Source organism: Acinetobacter sp. YH01010 (assembly GCF_013420775.1).
GTDB classification, from domain to species: domain Bacteria; phylum Pseudomonadota; class Gammaproteobacteria; order Pseudomonadales; family Moraxellaceae; genus Acinetobacter; species Acinetobacter amyesii.
In genome coordinates this window covers 89761-105752 of record NZ_VOYF01000004.1, presented here as the reverse complement: position 1 = coordinate 105752, position 15992 = coordinate 89761, and the positions used below count along the sequence as shown (strand labels likewise).

At 42.6% G+C, this 15992-nt stretch carries 19 protein-coding genes; 16 read left to right on the top strand and 3 right to left on the bottom strand.

All coding sequences use genetic code 11. From position 1 onward, the window contains the following. The first annotated feature begins 50 nt into the window (after nucleotides 1–50). From FTT77_RS05085 to rdgB, 4 genes are all read left to right on the top strand, one after another. Nucleotides 51–1211, top strand: coding sequence for a homoserine O-acetyltransferase (locus tag FTT77_RS05085; protein WP_078192713.1), 1161 nt, complete (start codon nucleotides 51–53; stop codon nucleotides 1209–1211). Continuing rightward, nucleotides 1211–1804, top strand: coding sequence for a methionine biosynthesis protein MetW (metW, locus tag FTT77_RS05080; RefSeq protein WP_180109019.1), 594 nt, complete (start codon nucleotides 1211–1213; stop codon nucleotides 1802–1804). The genes FTT77_RS05085 and metW overlap by 1 nt, the downstream gene beginning before the upstream one ends. Beyond that, complete coding sequence (locus tag FTT77_RS05075; protein ID WP_078189669.1) at nucleotides 1801–2391, top strand: tetratricopeptide repeat protein; 591 nt, start codon at nucleotides 1801–1803, stop codon at nucleotides 2389–2391. The genes metW and FTT77_RS05075 overlap by 4 nt, the downstream gene beginning before the upstream one ends. Nucleotides 2392–2495: 104 nt before the next feature. After that, nucleotides 2496–3119: an RdgB/HAM1 family non-canonical purine NTP pyrophosphatase gene (gene rdgB, locus FTT77_RS05070; protein WP_078192870.1), complete on the top strand. Its 624-nt coding sequence runs from the start codon at nucleotides 2496–2498 to the stop codon at nucleotides 3117–3119. 394 nt (nucleotides 3120–3513) lie between these two features. Here the strand turns inward: rdgB and FTT77_RS05065 are convergent, their stop codons facing one another. Beyond that, the gene (locus tag FTT77_RS05065) at nucleotides 3514–4395 is read right to left on the bottom strand and encodes a permease (protein ID WP_180109056.1); all 882 of its coding nucleotides are present in this window, start codon (nucleotides 4393–4395) and stop codon (nucleotides 3514–3516) included. A gap of 141 nt (nucleotides 4396–4536) precedes the next feature. Here FTT77_RS05065 and tatA point away from each other — a divergent pair, with 141 nt between their 5' ends. From tatA to FTT77_RS05045, 4 genes are all read left to right on the top strand, one after another. Beyond that, nucleotides 4537–4758, top strand: coding sequence for a Sec-independent protein translocase subunit TatA (gene tatA, locus FTT77_RS05060; protein ID WP_078189673.1), 222 nt, complete (start codon nucleotides 4537–4539; stop codon nucleotides 4756–4758). A gap of 12 nt (nucleotides 4759–4770) precedes the next feature. After that, on the top strand, nucleotides 4771–5247 hold the full coding sequence (tatB, locus tag FTT77_RS05055; RefSeq protein ID WP_078189674.1) for a Sec-independent protein translocase protein TatB: 477 nt from the start codon (nucleotides 4771–4773) through the stop codon (nucleotides 5245–5247). Further along, nucleotides 5244–6014, top strand: a complete 771-nt coding sequence (gene tatC, locus FTT77_RS05050) for a twin-arginine translocase subunit TatC (protein ID WP_180021085.1) — start codon at nucleotides 5244–5246, stop codon at nucleotides 6012–6014. Before tatB ends, tatC begins: the two co-directional genes overlap by 4 nt. Before the next feature lie 220 nt (nucleotides 6015–6234). Continuing rightward, nucleotides 6235–8451 carry a PhoX family phosphatase gene (locus FTT77_RS05045; protein WP_180109020.1) on the top strand — a complete coding sequence of 739 codons (2217 nt, stop codon included), beginning with the start codon at nucleotides 6235–6237 and terminating at the stop codon, nucleotides 8449–8451. Between the two features lie 40 nt (nucleotides 8452–8491). Here the strand turns inward: FTT77_RS05045 and FTT77_RS05040 are convergent, their stop codons facing one another. Continuing rightward, on the bottom strand, nucleotides 8492–9271 hold the full coding sequence (locus FTT77_RS05040; protein ID WP_180109021.1) for an NRDE family protein: 780 nt from the start codon (nucleotides 9269–9271) through the stop codon (nucleotides 8492–8494). A gap of 93 nt (nucleotides 9272–9364) precedes the next feature. Here FTT77_RS05040 and lgt point away from each other — a divergent pair, with 93 nt between their 5' ends. The 3 genes from lgt to FTT77_RS05025 all read left to right on the top strand — a co-directional run bounded on the left by lgt (nucleotide 9365) and on the right by FTT77_RS05025 (nucleotide 11095). Continuing rightward, nucleotides 9365–10177, top strand: a complete 813-nt coding sequence (gene lgt / locus FTT77_RS05035; RefSeq protein ID WP_078189677.1) for a prolipoprotein diacylglyceryl transferase — start codon at nucleotides 9365–9367, stop codon at nucleotides 10175–10177. Nucleotides 10178–10333: 156 nt separating this feature from the next. After that, nucleotides 10334–10726, top strand: a complete 393-nt coding sequence (locus FTT77_RS05030; protein ID WP_180004560.1) for a hypothetical protein — start codon at nucleotides 10334–10336, stop codon at nucleotides 10724–10726. Continuing rightward, nucleotides 10727–11095, top strand: a complete 369-nt coding sequence (locus tag FTT77_RS05025) for a hypothetical protein (protein ID WP_180010198.1) — start codon at nucleotides 10727–10729, stop codon at nucleotides 11093–11095. Between the two features lie 21 nt (nucleotides 11096–11116). Here the strand turns inward: FTT77_RS05025 and FTT77_RS05020 are convergent, their stop codons facing one another. Next, entirely contained in the window at nucleotides 11117–11629 is a 513-nt protein-coding gene (locus FTT77_RS05020) for a peptidoglycan amidohydrolase family protein (protein WP_168377881.1), read from the bottom strand. A gap of 561 nt (nucleotides 11630–12190) precedes the next feature. On the opposite strand from FTT77_RS05020, the gene thyA reads away from it, so the two are divergent. From thyA to msrA, 5 genes are all read left to right on the top strand, one after another. Next, nucleotides 12191–13033, top strand: a complete 843-nt coding sequence (gene thyA / locus FTT77_RS05015) for a thymidylate synthase (protein ID WP_078189681.1) — start codon at nucleotides 12191–12193, stop codon at nucleotides 13031–13033. A 99-nt stretch (nucleotides 13034–13132) separates the two neighbouring features. Continuing rightward, complete coding sequence (locus FTT77_RS05010; RefSeq protein WP_180010197.1) at nucleotides 13133–13645, top strand: dihydrofolate reductase; 513 nt, start codon at nucleotides 13133–13135, stop codon at nucleotides 13643–13645. Nucleotides 13646–13672: 27 nt separating this feature from the next. Next, on the top strand, nucleotides 13673–14743 hold the full coding sequence (locus FTT77_RS05005; protein WP_180109022.1) for a DUF4105 domain-containing protein: 1071 nt from the start codon (nucleotides 13673–13675) through the stop codon (nucleotides 14741–14743). 84 nt (nucleotides 14744–14827) lie between these two features. Next, nucleotides 14828–15286 (top strand): META domain-containing protein, encoded by a 459-nt coding sequence (locus FTT77_RS05000; RefSeq protein ID WP_180073297.1) that lies wholly within the window; start codon nucleotides 14828–14830, stop codon nucleotides 15284–15286. Between the two features lie 159 nt (nucleotides 15287–15445). Beyond that, nucleotides 15446–15970, top strand: coding sequence for a peptide-methionine (S)-S-oxide reductase MsrA (msrA, locus tag FTT77_RS04995; RefSeq protein ID WP_180010195.1), 525 nt, complete (start codon nucleotides 15446–15448; stop codon nucleotides 15968–15970). Nucleotides 15971–15992 lie beyond the last annotated feature (22 nt).

The window sequence follows — 15992 nt, the reverse complement described above, 5'->3', positions numbered from 1 at the left end:
AGTGGTATCCTTTTATTATTCATACTAAAGATTTAAGGCGAATTATTCCTGTGTCTTTTCCAGCTGACTCAGTGGGCTTAGTTACCCCACAAAAGTTTATTTTTGAAGAGCCGTTAGAGCTCGAATGCGATCGCATACTCCCACGTTTTGAGCTCATGGTTGAAACTTATGGCGAACTGAATGCAGACAAATCTAATGCAATTTTGATTTGTCATGCACTGTCAGGCCATCACCATGCTGCAGGTTATCATCATGAAGATGACCGTAAACCGGGTTGGTGGGACGCATGTATTGGACCAGGCAAAGCCATTGATACGTCAAAATTCTTTGTCGTAGCATTAAATAATATTGGCGGCTGTAGCGGTTCTACTGGACCGACCTCTCCAAATCCTGAAAATGACAATCGCCCTTATGGTCCTGATTTCCCATTAGTGACTGTCCGTGACTGGGTCAAAACCCAAGCCATGTTGTCTGATCGTTTAGAAATTCAGCAGTGGTATGCGGTGATTGGCGGCTCTTTAGGCGGTATGCAAGCTCTACAATGGTCTGTGGACTATCCAGATCGTTTACAAAAGTGCGTGATTATTGCCAGTACACCAAAACTGTCTGCGCAAAACATTGCCTTTAACGAAGTGGCGCGTCAGTCGATTTTGTCTGACCCTGATTTCCATGATGGTCGCTATTTAGAAAATGATAGTTATCCTAAGCGAGGTTTGATCTTGGCCCGTATGGTCGGTCATATCACTTACCTCTCTGAAGAAGCCATGAAACAAAAATTTGGCCGTGACTTAAAGTCAGGTAAATTTATGTATGGCTTTGACGTCGAATTCCAAGTCGAAAGTTATTTGCGTTATCAAGGTGAGCAATTTAGCCGTAACTTTGATGCCAATACCTATTTGATCATGACCAAGGCTTTAGATTATTTCGATCCATCACGTGAATATGAGCAATCATTAAAAACCGCGATGTCTAAAACCAAGTGTCAATTTTTAGTTGTTTCGTTTACAACGGACTGGCGTTTTGCCCCTGCTCGTTCGCAAGAAATTGTAGATGCATTAATTAGCAATCATAAGCCTGTGAGCTATGTCGATATTGATGCTGAACAAGGTCATGACTCTTTCTTGTTCCCGATTCCGTTATATGTGAAAAGCTTACGTGCATTCCTTGGTGGTGTAAAACACCTGCAAGAAACACCGAAGGAGACCAACTAATGCGTATTGATCATCAACTGGCTGAACGTTGGATTAAACCAAATTCAAGCGTGCTCGATTTAGGGTGTGGTGACGGTGAACTGCTTGCACATATGAGCAAAAAGCACAATATTCGTGCATATGGCTTAGAAATTGATCAAGAAAAGATTGCAATTGCAGTCAGTCGCGGGTTAAATATCATCCAACAGGACTTGAACTTAGGTTTAAGTCGCTTTGCCGACCAGTCTTTTGACTATGTGGTTATGGCACAAGCCTTGCAAGCTGTAGATGCACCAGATGTTCTCTTAAGAGACATGGTGCGTGTGGGGAAACAGGCTATTATTACCTTTCCAAACTTTGCACATTGGAAGACCCGTTCTTTCCTTGCATTAAAAGGAATGATGCCCGTTTCAGACGCGTTACCCTATATGTGGTATAACACGCCCAATATTCATTTATGTACTTTCCGTGATTTTGAAGCGCTGTGTGCTGAAAATAACATCCGGATTATTAACCGACTTGCCGTGAATGGGGATCAACAAGACAGTTTACTCAGTAAACGTCTCCCAAATCTATTTGGTGAAGTCGCAATTTATCGAGTGAGCGCTCTATGAAAAAATTATTATTAAGCACGACGCTACTGATTGGACTTTTTAGCATACAAGCCCATGCGGATTATGTTGCTCCATCATCTTCAGTTTCTAGCCAAGCTGCTCAATATTCAATTATGGATATTCACAGCTTAAGTAAAGCTGCTAAAGCAGGTCAGCCCGGTGCTCAGTTTTACTTAGGCACTAAATATCAACAAGGTAAAGACGTTGCCAAAGATGAACGTCAAGCTTTTGCATGGTATAAGGCTGCTGCTGATCAAGGTTTATCTGCAGCACAGCTTAATGTAGGTCGTATGCTCGCTGATGGCATTGGGACTAAAAAAGATGAAGCGCTTGCTCGTCAATATTTCGAAAAAGCAGCCAGCCGTGGTGATAACCGCGCAAGCTTTAACTTAGCCATGATGGAAGAGCAAAAGAAAAACTACATGGGTGCATACCAATGGTATGAGCTTTCTACTCGTGATGGCATGCTCGACAACAAAGTGATTAGCTTGTCTGAAGGTAAGAAAACCGCTTTGGCAGCCAACTTAAGCCAAGACCAAATTCGTCAAGCACGTGACCGTGCAGACAAATGGATTCAAGCGCAATAAGTTTTTTGAATCTTAAAAAGCACCTTCGGGTGCTTTTTTATTGCCTGTCAACCACAGCATCTTGTTAAAATAGCCTCAAATCTTGTTTTATGGTGAATATTCACATGGCTTCAACTGATTGGTTATCTCAAGGCACTTTGGTGCTTGCAAGTAATAACAAAGGCAAAATTGCAGAATTTGAAAAAATGTTTGCCGAGCTTAATCTTCCTGTTGAAGTGATTCCACAAGGTCAGTTGAACATTGAAGATGCCATCGAAGACGGCCTAAGCTTTGTTGAAAATGCCATTATCAAAGCGCGTCACGCATCGAAAATTTCAGGCAAGCCAGCCATTGCAGATGATTCTGGCATTTGCGTTCCTGTACTCGGTGGCGCACCAGGGATTTACTCTGCGCGCTATGCAGGTGAACATGGCAATGATGCCGCTAACAATGCCAAGTTGCTTGCTGACCTCAAACCACTCCGTAAAGAGGGTGAAGCCATCGAAGGGATGTTTGTATGTGTCTTGGCTTTGGTCCAACATGCAGAAGACCCACTCCCACAAATTTTCCAAGGGATTTGGCGCGGTGAAGTGATGGAAGCAGCACGTGGTGAAAATGGCTTTGGCTATGACCCACTGTTTTGGCTGCCTGAACTAAACGTTTCTAGCGCTGAATTATCAAAAGAAGAAAAAAATAAAATCAGCCATCGTGGTCAGGCGATGAAATTATTTAAAGCAAGTTTGAAATAATTCGAATTGGAGTTAATCTTAATGCCAAAGATTAACTCCAATCCCTGAATAAAAATAGAATAATTATGGCACTTCAACCGATACAGATCATATGCAACGCTTGCCATCATACTTCAACTGAAATCCCAACACGCTCATTTCTTGGTTTTCAAAAACTAAGCTGCCCTCATTGCCATGCGCAACTAACCTACCCGCTCACCTCAGGCTTTCGTACCACTTACGTTATTTTTGCAGTGTTGATCGTACTGTCGATCATGCTTAATCTGTCGCAAGGTCAGGTTGGATTTCCAGGCCTGATAGGTATCGCGATGATATATGCCCTCGTGCGAGATTGGCAGATTCGAAAACAGCTCAAGTAATCACTGTTTTGGGCATTTATAATTAACTTTTCATTTTAAAGCGAAAAAAGATGCAAAATTAACCCATAAAAACTGACGACGATGCAGCTCATAATCGTGCCTGAAGCAATATAACGTGCCGAAGTGCCTGTTCCTTGATAATGTGTTTCTAAAGCCACAATATTGGCTGCAGGGGGTAAGCAGAACAGCATGAACATCACCCCAATATATTTCTCGATCTGAGGAATCGGTAGAAAGGCATAACTCAAACTACAGATCACCGCGCCAACGGTGAGTTTCATCGCATAAATACGACTACTGTTAATCAGATCACGCCACTGTACCTTAGTTTGGCGCAGCCACATGCCTAAGACACACATTCCTGTGAAACTCATTCCAATTTTTGCAGCCTGATACAGCCAATCTAAGATCTGATGTTCTTCTAAATGTTGTAATCCAACTATTCGACAGACACCTGCAATCATCAAGGCAAATACAGGCGGTGACATCGCCACTTTTTGAATCACGCTCGACCATGGTAGTTGGGCTGAACTGACGGCTGTAACAGCCCACATATTGCCAAAGATAGAACCACCGACATACAAAGCCACCATCGCTGCACTAATTTCAGGGCCGAACAATGCTAATGCAAAAGGAAAACCCAGCCAAGCCAAGTTCAAATAACTGACACACAAGGCACGTAAACTATCTTTTAACAGCCAGCGAAATAAATAAAACATCAGCACGGCAACACTAAAGCTAAAGAGCATCAGCGCTAAACTGCCTGCTTGATAGAACACCATGTTGTAGATGATTACGGCTGGAATAAAACAGCGTGCAAGTAAGCTAGAAAAAATCGATTTGAGCGATGCGGTTCCTGATAATGATGCCAATCCGAGGCCACTTAAAAAACCCAATATCGGAAGAAGAAACGCCACTACACCACCCTCACTGCTCAATCCATGCATAGTAACACTGAACATAAGCTTCGCGGTTGTCTTTAAACTGCAACATCTTGGTCACTTCACTGTCATCTACAACTGCTGAAATGTTGTGCAAACCAACAAGAGGATAACAAGATGGCTGGACTATCGATTTGGCATGTACTGATTTTTGCAATTGTGGTGATTTTACTCTTTGGTACCTCTAAGCTAAAAAACTTGGGTAAAGATGTCGGCGGCGCGGTCAAAGATTTCAAAAAATCGATGCGTGATGAAGACGCAGCAAATACGCAGCTTAATGAGCCTCGCACGCTAGAGCATGAAGCTCAAAATAAAACCAACTCCTCAGTTCAAAGCTAAGGAGTTGTCATAATGCTTAATATTGGTATTAGCGAATTACTGGTGTTCAGCATTATTGCGCTGATCGTACTCGGCCCAGAAAAACTGCCTGAAGGTATCCGCTTTGCAGGTAAATGGTACGGGAAAGTTAAACGACTGATCAGTAACGTGCAAACAGATATTGACCGTGAACTTCGCATGTCCGAACTTCGTGAAGAAATGCAAAAAGAAATGCAACGTATTCAACAGCTCGAAGCGCGTATGCAGGCGCAGATGAATGAATTGCAACAAACGCAACACCCCATAGAACAGACTGCGCAAAAACAACAAGAAGCCGTCCTACCTGACAATAAAAATTTATCCCCACGTTATCAGTACATCGAACGTGGTCAGAGCACGATCTTTGCCGTGGCTACACCCCAAATGAAAAAAAAGCACGAGATTAAAACAGACCAAGCTCCTACATTAAGTTCGACCGATGCATTAGCAGAATATCAGGTGGCCGTATGACAGATCTTTCACTGAATAATTCACAGAACACTGTGCCTGATTTGGAAGAAATGCCAATCACCAAACATTTGGTGATTTTGCGTCGGCATTTGATCAAAATTACAGGACTCATTTTGATTCTGTTCTTTTGTTTATTGCCCTTTGCCAATCAAAGCTATCAATTGATGTCAGAGCCTCTGCGTGCGCAGTTGCCGATGACCTCATCCATGATCGCAACGGATGTGACCGCCACGTTTATGGCGCCGTTTAAGCTGAATTTCTTTGTCGCGCTAATGCTCGCGATGCCCTTCGTGATTTATCAACTTTGGGCCTTCATCAAACCTGCACTGTATGAAAAAGAGCGGTATTTAGCGATGCCCTTATTATTCGGCAGCATCGTCCTCTTCTATGTCGGTATTGCCTTTGCCTATTGGGTTGCCCTGCCGTCCATCCTACATTTTTTTATGAGTGTTTCGCCTGAAACGGTCGCCCCGATGACGGACATCAATAGTTATTTAAGTTTTTGCTTAAAGCTTTTTTTGGTGTTTGGATTGACCTTTGAAATTCCGATCATCACATTAATTTTGATTTTGATCGGGGTGGTGTCTACTCAAACCTTGGTGGAGAAGCGTCGTTTTATTATCGTTGGCTGTTTTTTTGTCGCCATGTTTGCCACGCCACCCGATGCACTTTCGATGATCATGTTGGCCATACCCATGTGGATGCTGTTTGAACTAGGTTTATTTTTTGGCAAGCTGATTGAAAAACGACGTACATCTGCAACTTAAATAGACATATGTTTCGACAATTTTGGTGAGTTTTACACCTAAGAGGCTGAGATAGCCTCTTTTTTTATGCGCCCATTTAATGTTTTGCAATTTTCAAGCAGCGAAATCTAAACACCTATTTCATCAGTTTGCAACATTAGCTTCAAAGCACTGTCATATTTTATCGATAGTTTTATGTGATCAACTTTTACCCAGCACACCTTTGCCAGGATTTAAATTCATGACAAACATGCCATATAACGAAGATCAAGAACTTGATAACAACACTTCGGATAACCTTCATTTTCGTGACATTTTAGAACAACGCATCAGCCGTCGTAGCTTGATTACCAAGACTGCGAGTGGTGCAGTCGCACTTGCATTGGCATCTTCATTAACGGGGTGTAATGATGACAATGACTCAGATTCAAATAGCAATACCAAACCACCAGTTACCGATCCAAATCAAAAACCGACTAAATTCAATTTCACACCAGTGAAAAAGAATTTAGACGATATCGTGACCGTTCCTGAAGGCTATCAAGCGCATGTGCTATATGCGATGGGTGACTCGATTAACCCTGCATACCCAGCGTGGGATGATAACAATGTTCCTTCTGGCCCGAGCTTCCAATTCCGCTCTGGTGACTGCCATGACGGTATGAGCTTCTTTGGTTTAAATACCACCTCTGGACGTTATGATGCCAAGCAGTCTGACCAAGGTTTGTTGGTGATGAACCATGAATACATCAATCCGACCTTCTTGCACCCGCAAGGCCCAACCAAAGTAGAAGGTCGTCGCCCTGAAGATGAAGTCATCCGTGAAGTCAATGCACACGGTGTTTCTATCATTCAAATTGAAAAAGACAGTAAGACTCAAGCTGTCAAACTGGTACAAAACTCACCTTTCAACCGTCGTATCACAGCATCGACCGTAATGGACTTTAAAGGCCCTGTTGCAGGCTCAAGCTTAGTTAGTACGAAATTTTCAACCAATAGCCAGCAAACCCGTGGTACACACAACAACTGTGGTAATGGTTATACCCCTTGGGGCACTTACCTGACGACAGAAGAAAACTTCATTGGTTACTTCGCTCGTGCAAAAGAAGATGATGCCAAACGTAGTCCTGCTGAAATTGTGGCACTCAACCGTTATGGCCTAAAAGCGGGTGCAAACTCACGCTATGGTTGGGAAACAGCGATTGGAAGTAATGAGTCTCAAGATTTATATGACCGTTGGTCAGCGAATGTTACCGGTACTCAGGCAGCAGAAGATTATCGTAATGGTCCAAACACCTTTGGTTGGATTGTCGAAATTGATCCATTTGACCGCCGTGAAAACCCCGTAAAACGTACTGCACTGGGTCGCTTTGCACATGAAGACTGCCGTGCAAGTCGCTTACGTGAAGATGATAACCTTGCGTTTTATATGGGTGATGACTCACGCGGCGAATACATCTATAAATTTGTATCCGACCAAAAATGGAATAAAAAAGATGTCAACGGTGGCTATGCTGCAGGTGACAAATACATGAACAACGGTAAGTTATACGTTGCCAAATTTAACAATGACGGCAAAGGTCAATGGATTGAATTGAGCTATAACGTCAATGGTTTAAACCAAAGCAACAGCGTGTATCCGTTTAGTTCACAAGCAGATGTTCTGACCTTCGCACGTCTTGCTGCAGATGCTGTCGGTGCCACCAAAATGGACCGTCCTGAATGGGTCGCTGTGCATCCAGACAATGGTGAAGTCTATGTGACCCTCACCAATAACTCGAACCGTGGTACGACGCATGCACTAGATGCTGCCAACCCACGTAACTACACTGACCCTGAAGGTGGTAAAGGCAACGTCAACGGTCATATTATCCGTTTCCGTGAAGATGGTGATACAACCACAGCACTCAGCTTTACTTGGGATATTTACCTGTTTGGTGCTGAAGCAAAAATGGCGAGCAACATTAACTTATCAGGTCTCAATGACAACAACGACTTGTCTTCACCCGATGGGATGTGGTTCGACCCACGTGGTGTGTTATGGATTCAAACCGATGACGGTGCTTATACCGATACCACCAACTGTATGATGCTTGCTGCGCTACCAGGTCAAGTTGGTGATGGCACAAAAGCCACGACATCATCGGGTCAAGAAACCATTGTGGGTGCAAAACTGAATGATGAAAACTTACGTCGCTTCCTGACTGGGCCTAAAGAGTGTGAAATCACAGGTGTGACGATGACACCTGACTACAAAGCGATTTTTATCAATGTGCAACATCCCGGCGAAGATTCAGCATCCTATGCTGAACCGACCAGCCACTGGCCTGCATCACAAACCAATGCTGCAGCGACCTCACGCCCACGTTCTGCAACCGTTGTCATCACCCGTAAAGATGGTGGTGTGATAGCTGGCGAAGCGGTAGAACAAGCTCAGCCAACGCAAAAAACCGCATAAAAAAACTCTAAAAAATAAGCCGACGAATCGTCGGCTTTTTTTATTGCTTTAAATGCACTTCTATCTGTGTGATCTGTCCTTGTTGCTCACCCTGCTGCTGTTTTTCCTGCCAATGCCACTGTGAATCCCGCATACACAATAAATTTGAACAACGTGTGCCATACACCGGACTTTGAATAAAGGTTGAAGACAGCAAATGTTCCATTTCTGTCTGAATCCCAGTATTGGGTAACAGCGCTGGAATGATTTTTCGCTCATCTTCCAAAATATCCCACGCAGCAGCGTCTATGTCCGCCTGTGGTTGCTGGCTTTGTAGCATCGGCAAAAATTCTTGAGTGAACCGTTTACGTAAATGTCGGGTCTTTTCCCAATGTTCAGTCATTAAACCATTAGATGTGACATACACCCCTTTAGCTAAGACTTGTGGCGCTTCACCGCGATTACTCATATAAACGGCTTGAGTGGCGTCGCCAACGAATAAATTAAAGCCGGCATAATTACATTGGACTTGTTCAAGTGCTTGCGCAAAACGAATGGGTGTTTGCTCTGATTCTAAAAATTGCTGAATCAAAGCGCCGCGTGAAGTGGGATATGTGGTCTGATCACGGCCATCACGAAAATTGGTCACAATCGCCCAACGCCCTTGAGCGGTTATCCCCATCCATGTTCCACCAGACTGTAAGTCCTGCCCTGCAATAATCGGACTATCTACCCATTGCTTTAGGCCTGCCGTCGGTCGATGATAAAACTCATCACGATTCGAAATCAGGCAGAGTGGCATGTCATCCAAGACCTGCCAAGCAAAAGCCACAATGCACATATTCAACTCTCAATATCTTTACACATTGAATGTACAACATTTTTCAGCGCATTCAGCTAAAATCTGTGCAAAACATAATGACAAGGAACAGCAATGCTGACATATCCAAATATCGACCCTGTGGCGATATCACTGGGGCCACTACAAGTTCACTGGTATGGTCTGATGTATTTATTGGCCTTTTTATTTGCATGGGGCTTGGCAACCTACCGTGCAAAACAACGTGACGGCTGGAACGCAGAAATGGTCTCTGACCTGATTTTCTACGGTGCATTGGGTGTCGTGATTGGTGGACGCTTTGGCTACGTCTTCTTTTATGGTTTCGATCAATTCCTTGCCAACCCACTGTGGCTATTCCAAGTTTGGACAGGTGGCATGAGCTTCCATGGCGGTTTCCTTGGGGTCATGATTGCCATGTTACTGTGGTGCAAGAAATATAAAATGACCTGGTTCCAGACCCTCGACTTTATTGCACCCTGCGTTCCGACAGGCTTGATGTTTGGTCGTATTGGTAACTTTATTGGTGGCGAACTGTATGGTCGTGCAGTGACCGATCCTAATTTTGCTTTCGGCATGATCTTCCCGACCGATCCACTTCAGTTGGTGCGCCATCCGTCGCAACTCTATCAAGCCCTCTGTGAAGGTTTAATTCTGTTTATCGTGCTGTGGTGGTTTAGTTCAAAACCTCGTCCACGTTATGCCGTTTCAGCCTTGTTCCTCATCGGATATGGAATCGCACGCTTCACCGTTGAATTCTTCCGTGAGCCGGACAATGGTCAACTGTTCATCGGATGGATGAGTAAAGGTCAGTTCCTGACAGTTCCGATGATTCTGATTGGACTATGGATGATGTGGTATGCCTACCAGAAAAAAATCTATGACTGGGGTCCACAAAAAAATCATTAATATTTTATAATTGTCTTTAAGCAAGCGAGGTCTAAGCCTCGCTTTTTTATGCGCTGAAATTTATCCCTTCATACGTATTTACTGCACATGAAGTGACTGAATTAGACAACTGATCTGTGCTAAAGTTTATTCAGCTTATTTTTAAACTATCGATCCATGCTTGAATTTTGGTTTAACCCCAGCGTTTCTGTACTTAAAAAAATCTTGTTTTTTATTGCGATGGTCGTACTGACCAGTGTTCTGTATTGGATGGAACCCCTAACACTTCAAGCCATTCTAATGTTCATGGGTACAGGCGTCATTTTCCTGATTTGTCGTTATTGCAAGATTCATTTTGCAGCAAAAAACCCAACAGGTTTGCTCTATCGTTTATTGACCTGGATACCGATTGCACTGCTGTTAGCATTGGTTTTTATCAACATGAATAAGGGTGAAATTTTGATTCCGGGTGCTCAAGGCATTGGCTTTATGGCTTTGGCGATCTGCCTGCTCTCCCCGATTTCTCTACTGAATAAAAACGAGAAAACTTCACCCCAAGGTAAAGTTTAAATGCTGACGTTTTGGTACTCTGAGCGCTGTAACCGACAAATCAAGCTCTTCATTTGTATCAGTACCTGTGTGCTTATTTTTCTATGCGCTGAACAAAAACAACTTGATCCCCGCTTTGCGGGCATAAGTTTAGCCATTGGTTTGATGATTGATCTGCTTTATAAGCTCAGACAAGACAAACTAAAAACACTGTCTCCGTCATTAAAATGGGGTTTGGCTAGTTTGCCAATTTTATGTTTAGTGTGCTTAATTTATTTTCTACCCAATGAGCAACGCTGGATTTTAGCGCTGCAATGTATGGGCTTTGCGGCAATTGGATTATTTATCGTCTCGATCTACAGTCAGCGTGCAAAAAGGTTTGAAGACTAACCTTTTTGCAGCCATGGGCTGTTAATCCGCTAAGCGGTAATAGCTGTATTTCACATTTGGAGTTCGATAGACCGCATAACCCGCTTGACGATAATCAGACACCCAATCCTTACCTGAATATGCTGCGATATGACCATAACGGCTACTTTGATTGCGGTCGATAATATAAATATCGCCTTTCTTTGGTCGATCAAACGCTAAATTAATTTTTTGATAACCAATTTTTTGTAATGTGCTGCCCCAATCTGCTGCGGCAACGGGGTGACCGTTAAAACGTGCCCCTGCGGACTCAAGTGCTAAACGAACACTGCGGGCACATTTCTGAGTACTTCTTTGGCGGGTAATGCCTTGTAAAAATCCAGTCAAACGATCGATATCGATACGCTGACCATTGCGGGATACCACATTTTTAGTCGCTGCTTTTTGAGTGGTATTGGACTTGCCCGTATTTTTACTCGCCTGAGAACGAATTATGATATTTGCCTGAACTGGAGCATGCACTTCACTCAAGTTTACATTGTGATCATAAGCCATTCTTTAACCCACACTCCCGCCTGTATTTAGGCATTCAAAAATTTTAACGAGGGTGATAGTACCGCGTAAATTATGTTTTTTCATGTAAAAAATGTAAGATTTCTTAAACAAATCTTCACATTTAAATACGATCGTCTATTTTTAATTCAATTGGATTTATTTTTGATATCAAACTCTTAATCAAAAATAGCAGCCCAAAACCACCTCTTTAAAATGAGAAAAATCACGTGTATTTTTTTAATCAAACTTATCTGTATTTTTTTCAACGCTGCGAATGTAACATCGCTCAATATATAAACAATAGAGCTTAAGTTTTCTAATTTCATTCTTGATTTAACAGACATATTGTCTCGTTAACACTTGATGTAATTGTTATAAATAGGCGTCTTCAGCCCAGACAACTCAGCGCTTGTTGCCTGCAAAATTTGGTCATCACCCAATAAACACCGTATGTTTTGGATTTTTTAAACCTGACTATATTCAAGCGCCCATCACAGTTCCTTCCACACGCAAAACAAGCTAATATGTGCCACAAGAAATTTAGCAAATTATGAGAGAGACATGCGCCAGTATTTAGACCTTTTACAACACATTCTCGACAACGGCGGCGACAAGGGCGACCGTACGGGTACGGGAACACGTTCTGTATTTGGTCATCAAATGCGCTTCGATCTTTCTCAAGGTTTCCCTTTACTCACCACCAAGAAAGTTCATTTCCGCTCTATCGTGATTGAACTGTTGTGGTTCCTTAAAGGCGATACCAATGTTCAATATTTGCAAGACAACAAAGTCTCGATTTGGGATGAATGGTCTACAGCAGAACAAACTGCGCGTTTTGGTCGTCCTGCTGGCGAATTAGGTCCTGTTTACGGTCATCAATGGCGTAATTTCGGTGCAACCAAAAAAGCCGATGGCCTATATGAACAAGATGGTTTTGACCAAATTAAATGGTTGGTCAATGAAATCAAAACCAATCCTAACTCTCGTCGTCTAATCGTGTCGGGTTGGAACCCAAATGAGGCAGGTAATGTTGCATTGCCACCATGCCATACCTTGTTCCAATTTTTTGTCCAAAACGGAAAATTATCCTGCCAATTATATCAACGCAGTGCTGACGTTTTTTTGGGTGTGCCGTTTAACATTGCCAGCTATGCCCTGTTAACACACATGATTGCGCAAGTTTGTGGTCTAGGTGTAGGCGACTTCGTTTGGACCGGTGGGGATACACATTTATATGCCAACCATTTCGAACAAGCGCAGTTGCAATTGACACGTGAACCAATGGGTCTGTGCCAATTAAAACTCAATCCTGAAATTACCGATCTTTTCGATTTTAAATTTGAAGATATTGAAATCGTAGGTTATGAATCACATCCTGCGATTAAAGCCCCTGTTGCGGTTTAATTTCAGAAATCCCAAGTGAAAAGCAAAATCCCGCTTTACCTCAAGCGGGATTTTGCATTCTAATAGACGACAAATAATTCGGCTATTTGAGTTCAAACTATGGCATTTCAAAATTTAGAAATCGTGCACGTTGTCGCTATGGATCAGCAGCGCTGCATTGGTAAAGGTAATGATTTGCCGTGGCATATTTCTGCCGATTTACAGCACTTTAAAGCCATCACCCAAGGCGGTGTGGTGGTCATGGGACGCAAAACCTTAGAGTCTATGGGACGTACCCTACCAAAACGTGTCAATTGGGTCATTACACGAGATAACACTTGGTCATTTGAAGGTACTAAAGTCGCATATAGTATCGATGAGGCGTTAACGCAAGCAGTTGCTGATGTCGCAAGTTCCGAAAAACCAACGAGTTTGTTTATTATTGGTGGTGGTGAAATTTTTAAGCAAACCATCGGCATCGCAGACCGTTTAGAACTCACGCATGTTGAACTGGATGTTCAAGGTGATGCGCATTATCCTGAAATTCCTGCGGACTTTCAAAAAGTGGCGTCAGAACAACATATCGACGACAAAACTGGGATTGCTTTTGAGTTCGCAACTTACCGAAAATAAAGAAAAATCTTAAGCTAAAAGAAAAATATGCAACAGAGTGACCAACAAGCAATGTTCAAAAAAATAGGGCGAAGTATTCTTCATGCTCTATTTAGTGTGTTTGTCCTCTGTTCTTCGATTTGGCTCTGTGCCGCCTTGTGGATACAGCAACCGGCAGGCTGGTTAGGCAGCCGCATTATCATTGGAATCTGGATTGCTTTTGCCCTGAGCATTTTAGGCATCTATATTACCCAACACTTTTTTAGCCGTCGTAAAGATGTCTTGATTTATATTGTGGGCTTTATCTGTGGTCTATTTTGGTATTTTGGCATGGAAGCGCGTCAAGATCGTGAATGGAATCCTGAAGTAGCTGAAATTCTACATTATGAAAAGCAAGGTAATCTCGTCACCTTACACAATGTGCGTAATTTCGACTGGCATACCGATGGTAGCTTTACCCCGCGTTGGGAAACTCGCCAATATGACCTGAGTCAAATCAATGGCGTCAACATCATTACCTCGTATTGGATGGGGCCGCAAATTGCCCATACACTGGTCACTTTTGATTTTGCTGACCGACCACCGCTGACGTTTTCGATTGAAATTCGCAAAGAGAAAAATGAAGAATTCTCTGCGATTGGTGGTTTTTTCCGTAAATATGAACTGAGCCTCATTGCATCAGATGAAAAAGATATTATCTATACCCGCAGCAATACACGCGGAGAACAGGTCTATTTCTTCCCCGTAAACATGCCAAAATCTGAAATGCAGGCGCTGTTTATTGAATATCTACATAAAGCCGATGAACTGCAGACTCAACCCAAATGGTACAACACACTCACTAGTAATTGTACAACACTGGTGTTTGACATGATTCAAGCGGTTTCCAAACATCAACTTCCAACCGATTACCGCTTATTTGCATCCGGTTATTTGCCGAATTATTTGCACGACCTCCATGCCATAGACCAAAATTGGGATATGAAAACATGGTATCAAAAAGCCCATGTTAACCCCCGCGTCTCTCAAATTAAGCAACTGAGCAGTGAACAATATTCGAAGTTAATCCGACAAGGTTTGCCGCATTCACAGTCTAATCCAAGCGCCAATCAATTGTAATTCTTAAATATTGATACAAATATGGCTAGCTTATCTGTGCGATATTTGCTTAGATAGTTGAAATGCCTCCACGGGGAAATTCCGATGCTAAAACAAATATTTGTTGCTGCAACTTTGGTTTCAACTTTAGTGGTGACAGGCTGTGAAACAATGCCTGCACAAGACAACACCATAACTGAAAATTTAAACCTATTACAAAACCGTACTTGGATTGCCACTCAAATTGGTAACACCCCAATTAAAACATCACCCAATGCGCATAATATTCCAAGCATTCAATTCGATGCGGCTTCAAAACGTGTCTCAGGTGCAGACGGCTGTAATCGTATAATGGGCGGCTATAATGCTGGCAAAGACACCATAACGTTTGGCCCGATTGCAGCGACACAGATGGCTTGTCTCAATAACAATGGGCTAGACCGACAGTACCATGCAGCACTCGAAAAGGTAACGCATTATCAAGTTTTTGGAAAAACTTTGAAATTACTAGACCGTCATGGCAATTTATTAATTCAATATGAAAGCGCCGTTCAACCGCGTTAAATCATTTTAAAAGTCTGCTTCGGCAGACTTTTTTATTCACTGTTCAGTCATGCCAGAGACATTTAATGCACATAAACTTGTGATTAATATACAGACGTACATTGCAGTTTTTAGCTATAACCCCATATTAAACATCAGGGAACAAGATAGGATTTCACTATGCAACAAGCGGTATTTGGTGGTGGATGCTTTTGGTGTGTAGAAGCAGTTTTTCTACAACTTCAGGGCGTGCAAACAGTTGTCAGTGGTTATGCAGGGGGAATTACTCAGCATCCAAGCTATGAGCAAATCTGTGAGGGAAATACCCAACATGCAGAAGTCATTCAGATCAATTTTGATGACAGCCAAATCAGTTTTAGCCAATTGCTGGATGTATTTTTCGCAACCCACGATCCCACTACGCTGAACCGTCAAGGCAATGATGTCGGTACACAGTATCGCTCAGTGATTTTCTATCAAGACGAATCACAAAAGCAAATCGCTGAACAACGTATTGAAGAATTAAAAGCTGAAGGCATCAATATCGTGACTGAACTCAGTCCAATGCCGACCTTCTACCCTGCCGAAGAATATCATCAGAACTTCTTTGCGCGTAACCCAAACCAAGGCTACTGTAATTTTTCAATACCACCTAAACTCATGAAATTACGTAGCAAATTTCAAGACCTACTCAAATCTGAGTGATCTATTTGTACGACATTTTTTC

Coding starts and splice junctions, on each gene's coding strand:
- metW (WP_180109019.1), top strand. CDS start 1,211: ATGCGTATTGATCATCAACTGGCTGAACGTTGGATTAAACCAAATTCA.
- FTT77_RS05075 (WP_078189669.1), top strand. CDS start 1,801: ATGAAAAAATTATTATTAAGCACGACGCTACTGATTGGACTTTTTAGC.
- rdgB (WP_078192870.1), top strand. CDS start 2,496: ATGGCTTCAACTGATTGGTTATCTCAAGGCACTTTGGTGCTTGCAAGT.
- tatA (WP_078189673.1), top strand. CDS start 4,537: ATGGCTGGACTATCGATTTGGCATGTACTGATTTTTGCAATTGTGGTG.
- tatB (WP_078189674.1), top strand. CDS start 4,771: ATGCTTAATATTGGTATTAGCGAATTACTGGTGTTCAGCATTATTGCG.
- tatC (WP_180021085.1), top strand. CDS start 5,244: ATGACAGATCTTTCACTGAATAATTCACAGAACACTGTGCCTGATTTG.
- FTT77_RS05045 (WP_180109020.1), top strand. CDS start 6,235: ATGACAAACATGCCATATAACGAAGATCAAGAACTTGATAACAACACT.
- FTT77_RS05040 (WP_180109021.1), bottom strand. CDS start 9,271: ATGTGCATTGTGGCTTTTGCTTGGCAGGTCTTGGATGACATGCCACTC.
- lgt (WP_078189677.1), top strand. CDS start 9,365: ATGCTGACATATCCAAATATCGACCCTGTGGCGATATCACTGGGGCCA.
- FTT77_RS05030 (WP_180004560.1), top strand. CDS start 10,334: ATGCTTGAATTTTGGTTTAACCCCAGCGTTTCTGTACTTAAAAAAATC.
- FTT77_RS05025 (WP_180010198.1), top strand. CDS start 10,727: ATGCTGACGTTTTGGTACTCTGAGCGCTGTAACCGACAAATCAAGCTC.
- FTT77_RS05020 (WP_168377881.1), bottom strand. CDS start 11,629: ATGGCTTATGATCACAATGTAAACTTGAGTGAAGTGCATGCTCCAGTT.
- thyA (WP_078189681.1), top strand. CDS start 12,191: ATGCGCCAGTATTTAGACCTTTTACAACACATTCTCGACAACGGCGGC.
- FTT77_RS05010 (WP_180010197.1), top strand. CDS start 13,133: ATGGCATTTCAAAATTTAGAAATCGTGCACGTTGTCGCTATGGATCAG.
- FTT77_RS05005 (WP_180109022.1), top strand. CDS start 13,673: ATGCAACAGAGTGACCAACAAGCAATGTTCAAAAAAATAGGGCGAAGT.
- FTT77_RS05000 (WP_180073297.1), top strand. CDS start 14,828: ATGCTAAAACAAATATTTGTTGCTGCAACTTTGGTTTCAACTTTAGTG.
- msrA (WP_180010195.1), top strand. CDS start 15,446: ATGCAACAAGCGGTATTTGGTGGTGGATGCTTTTGGTGTGTAGAAGCA.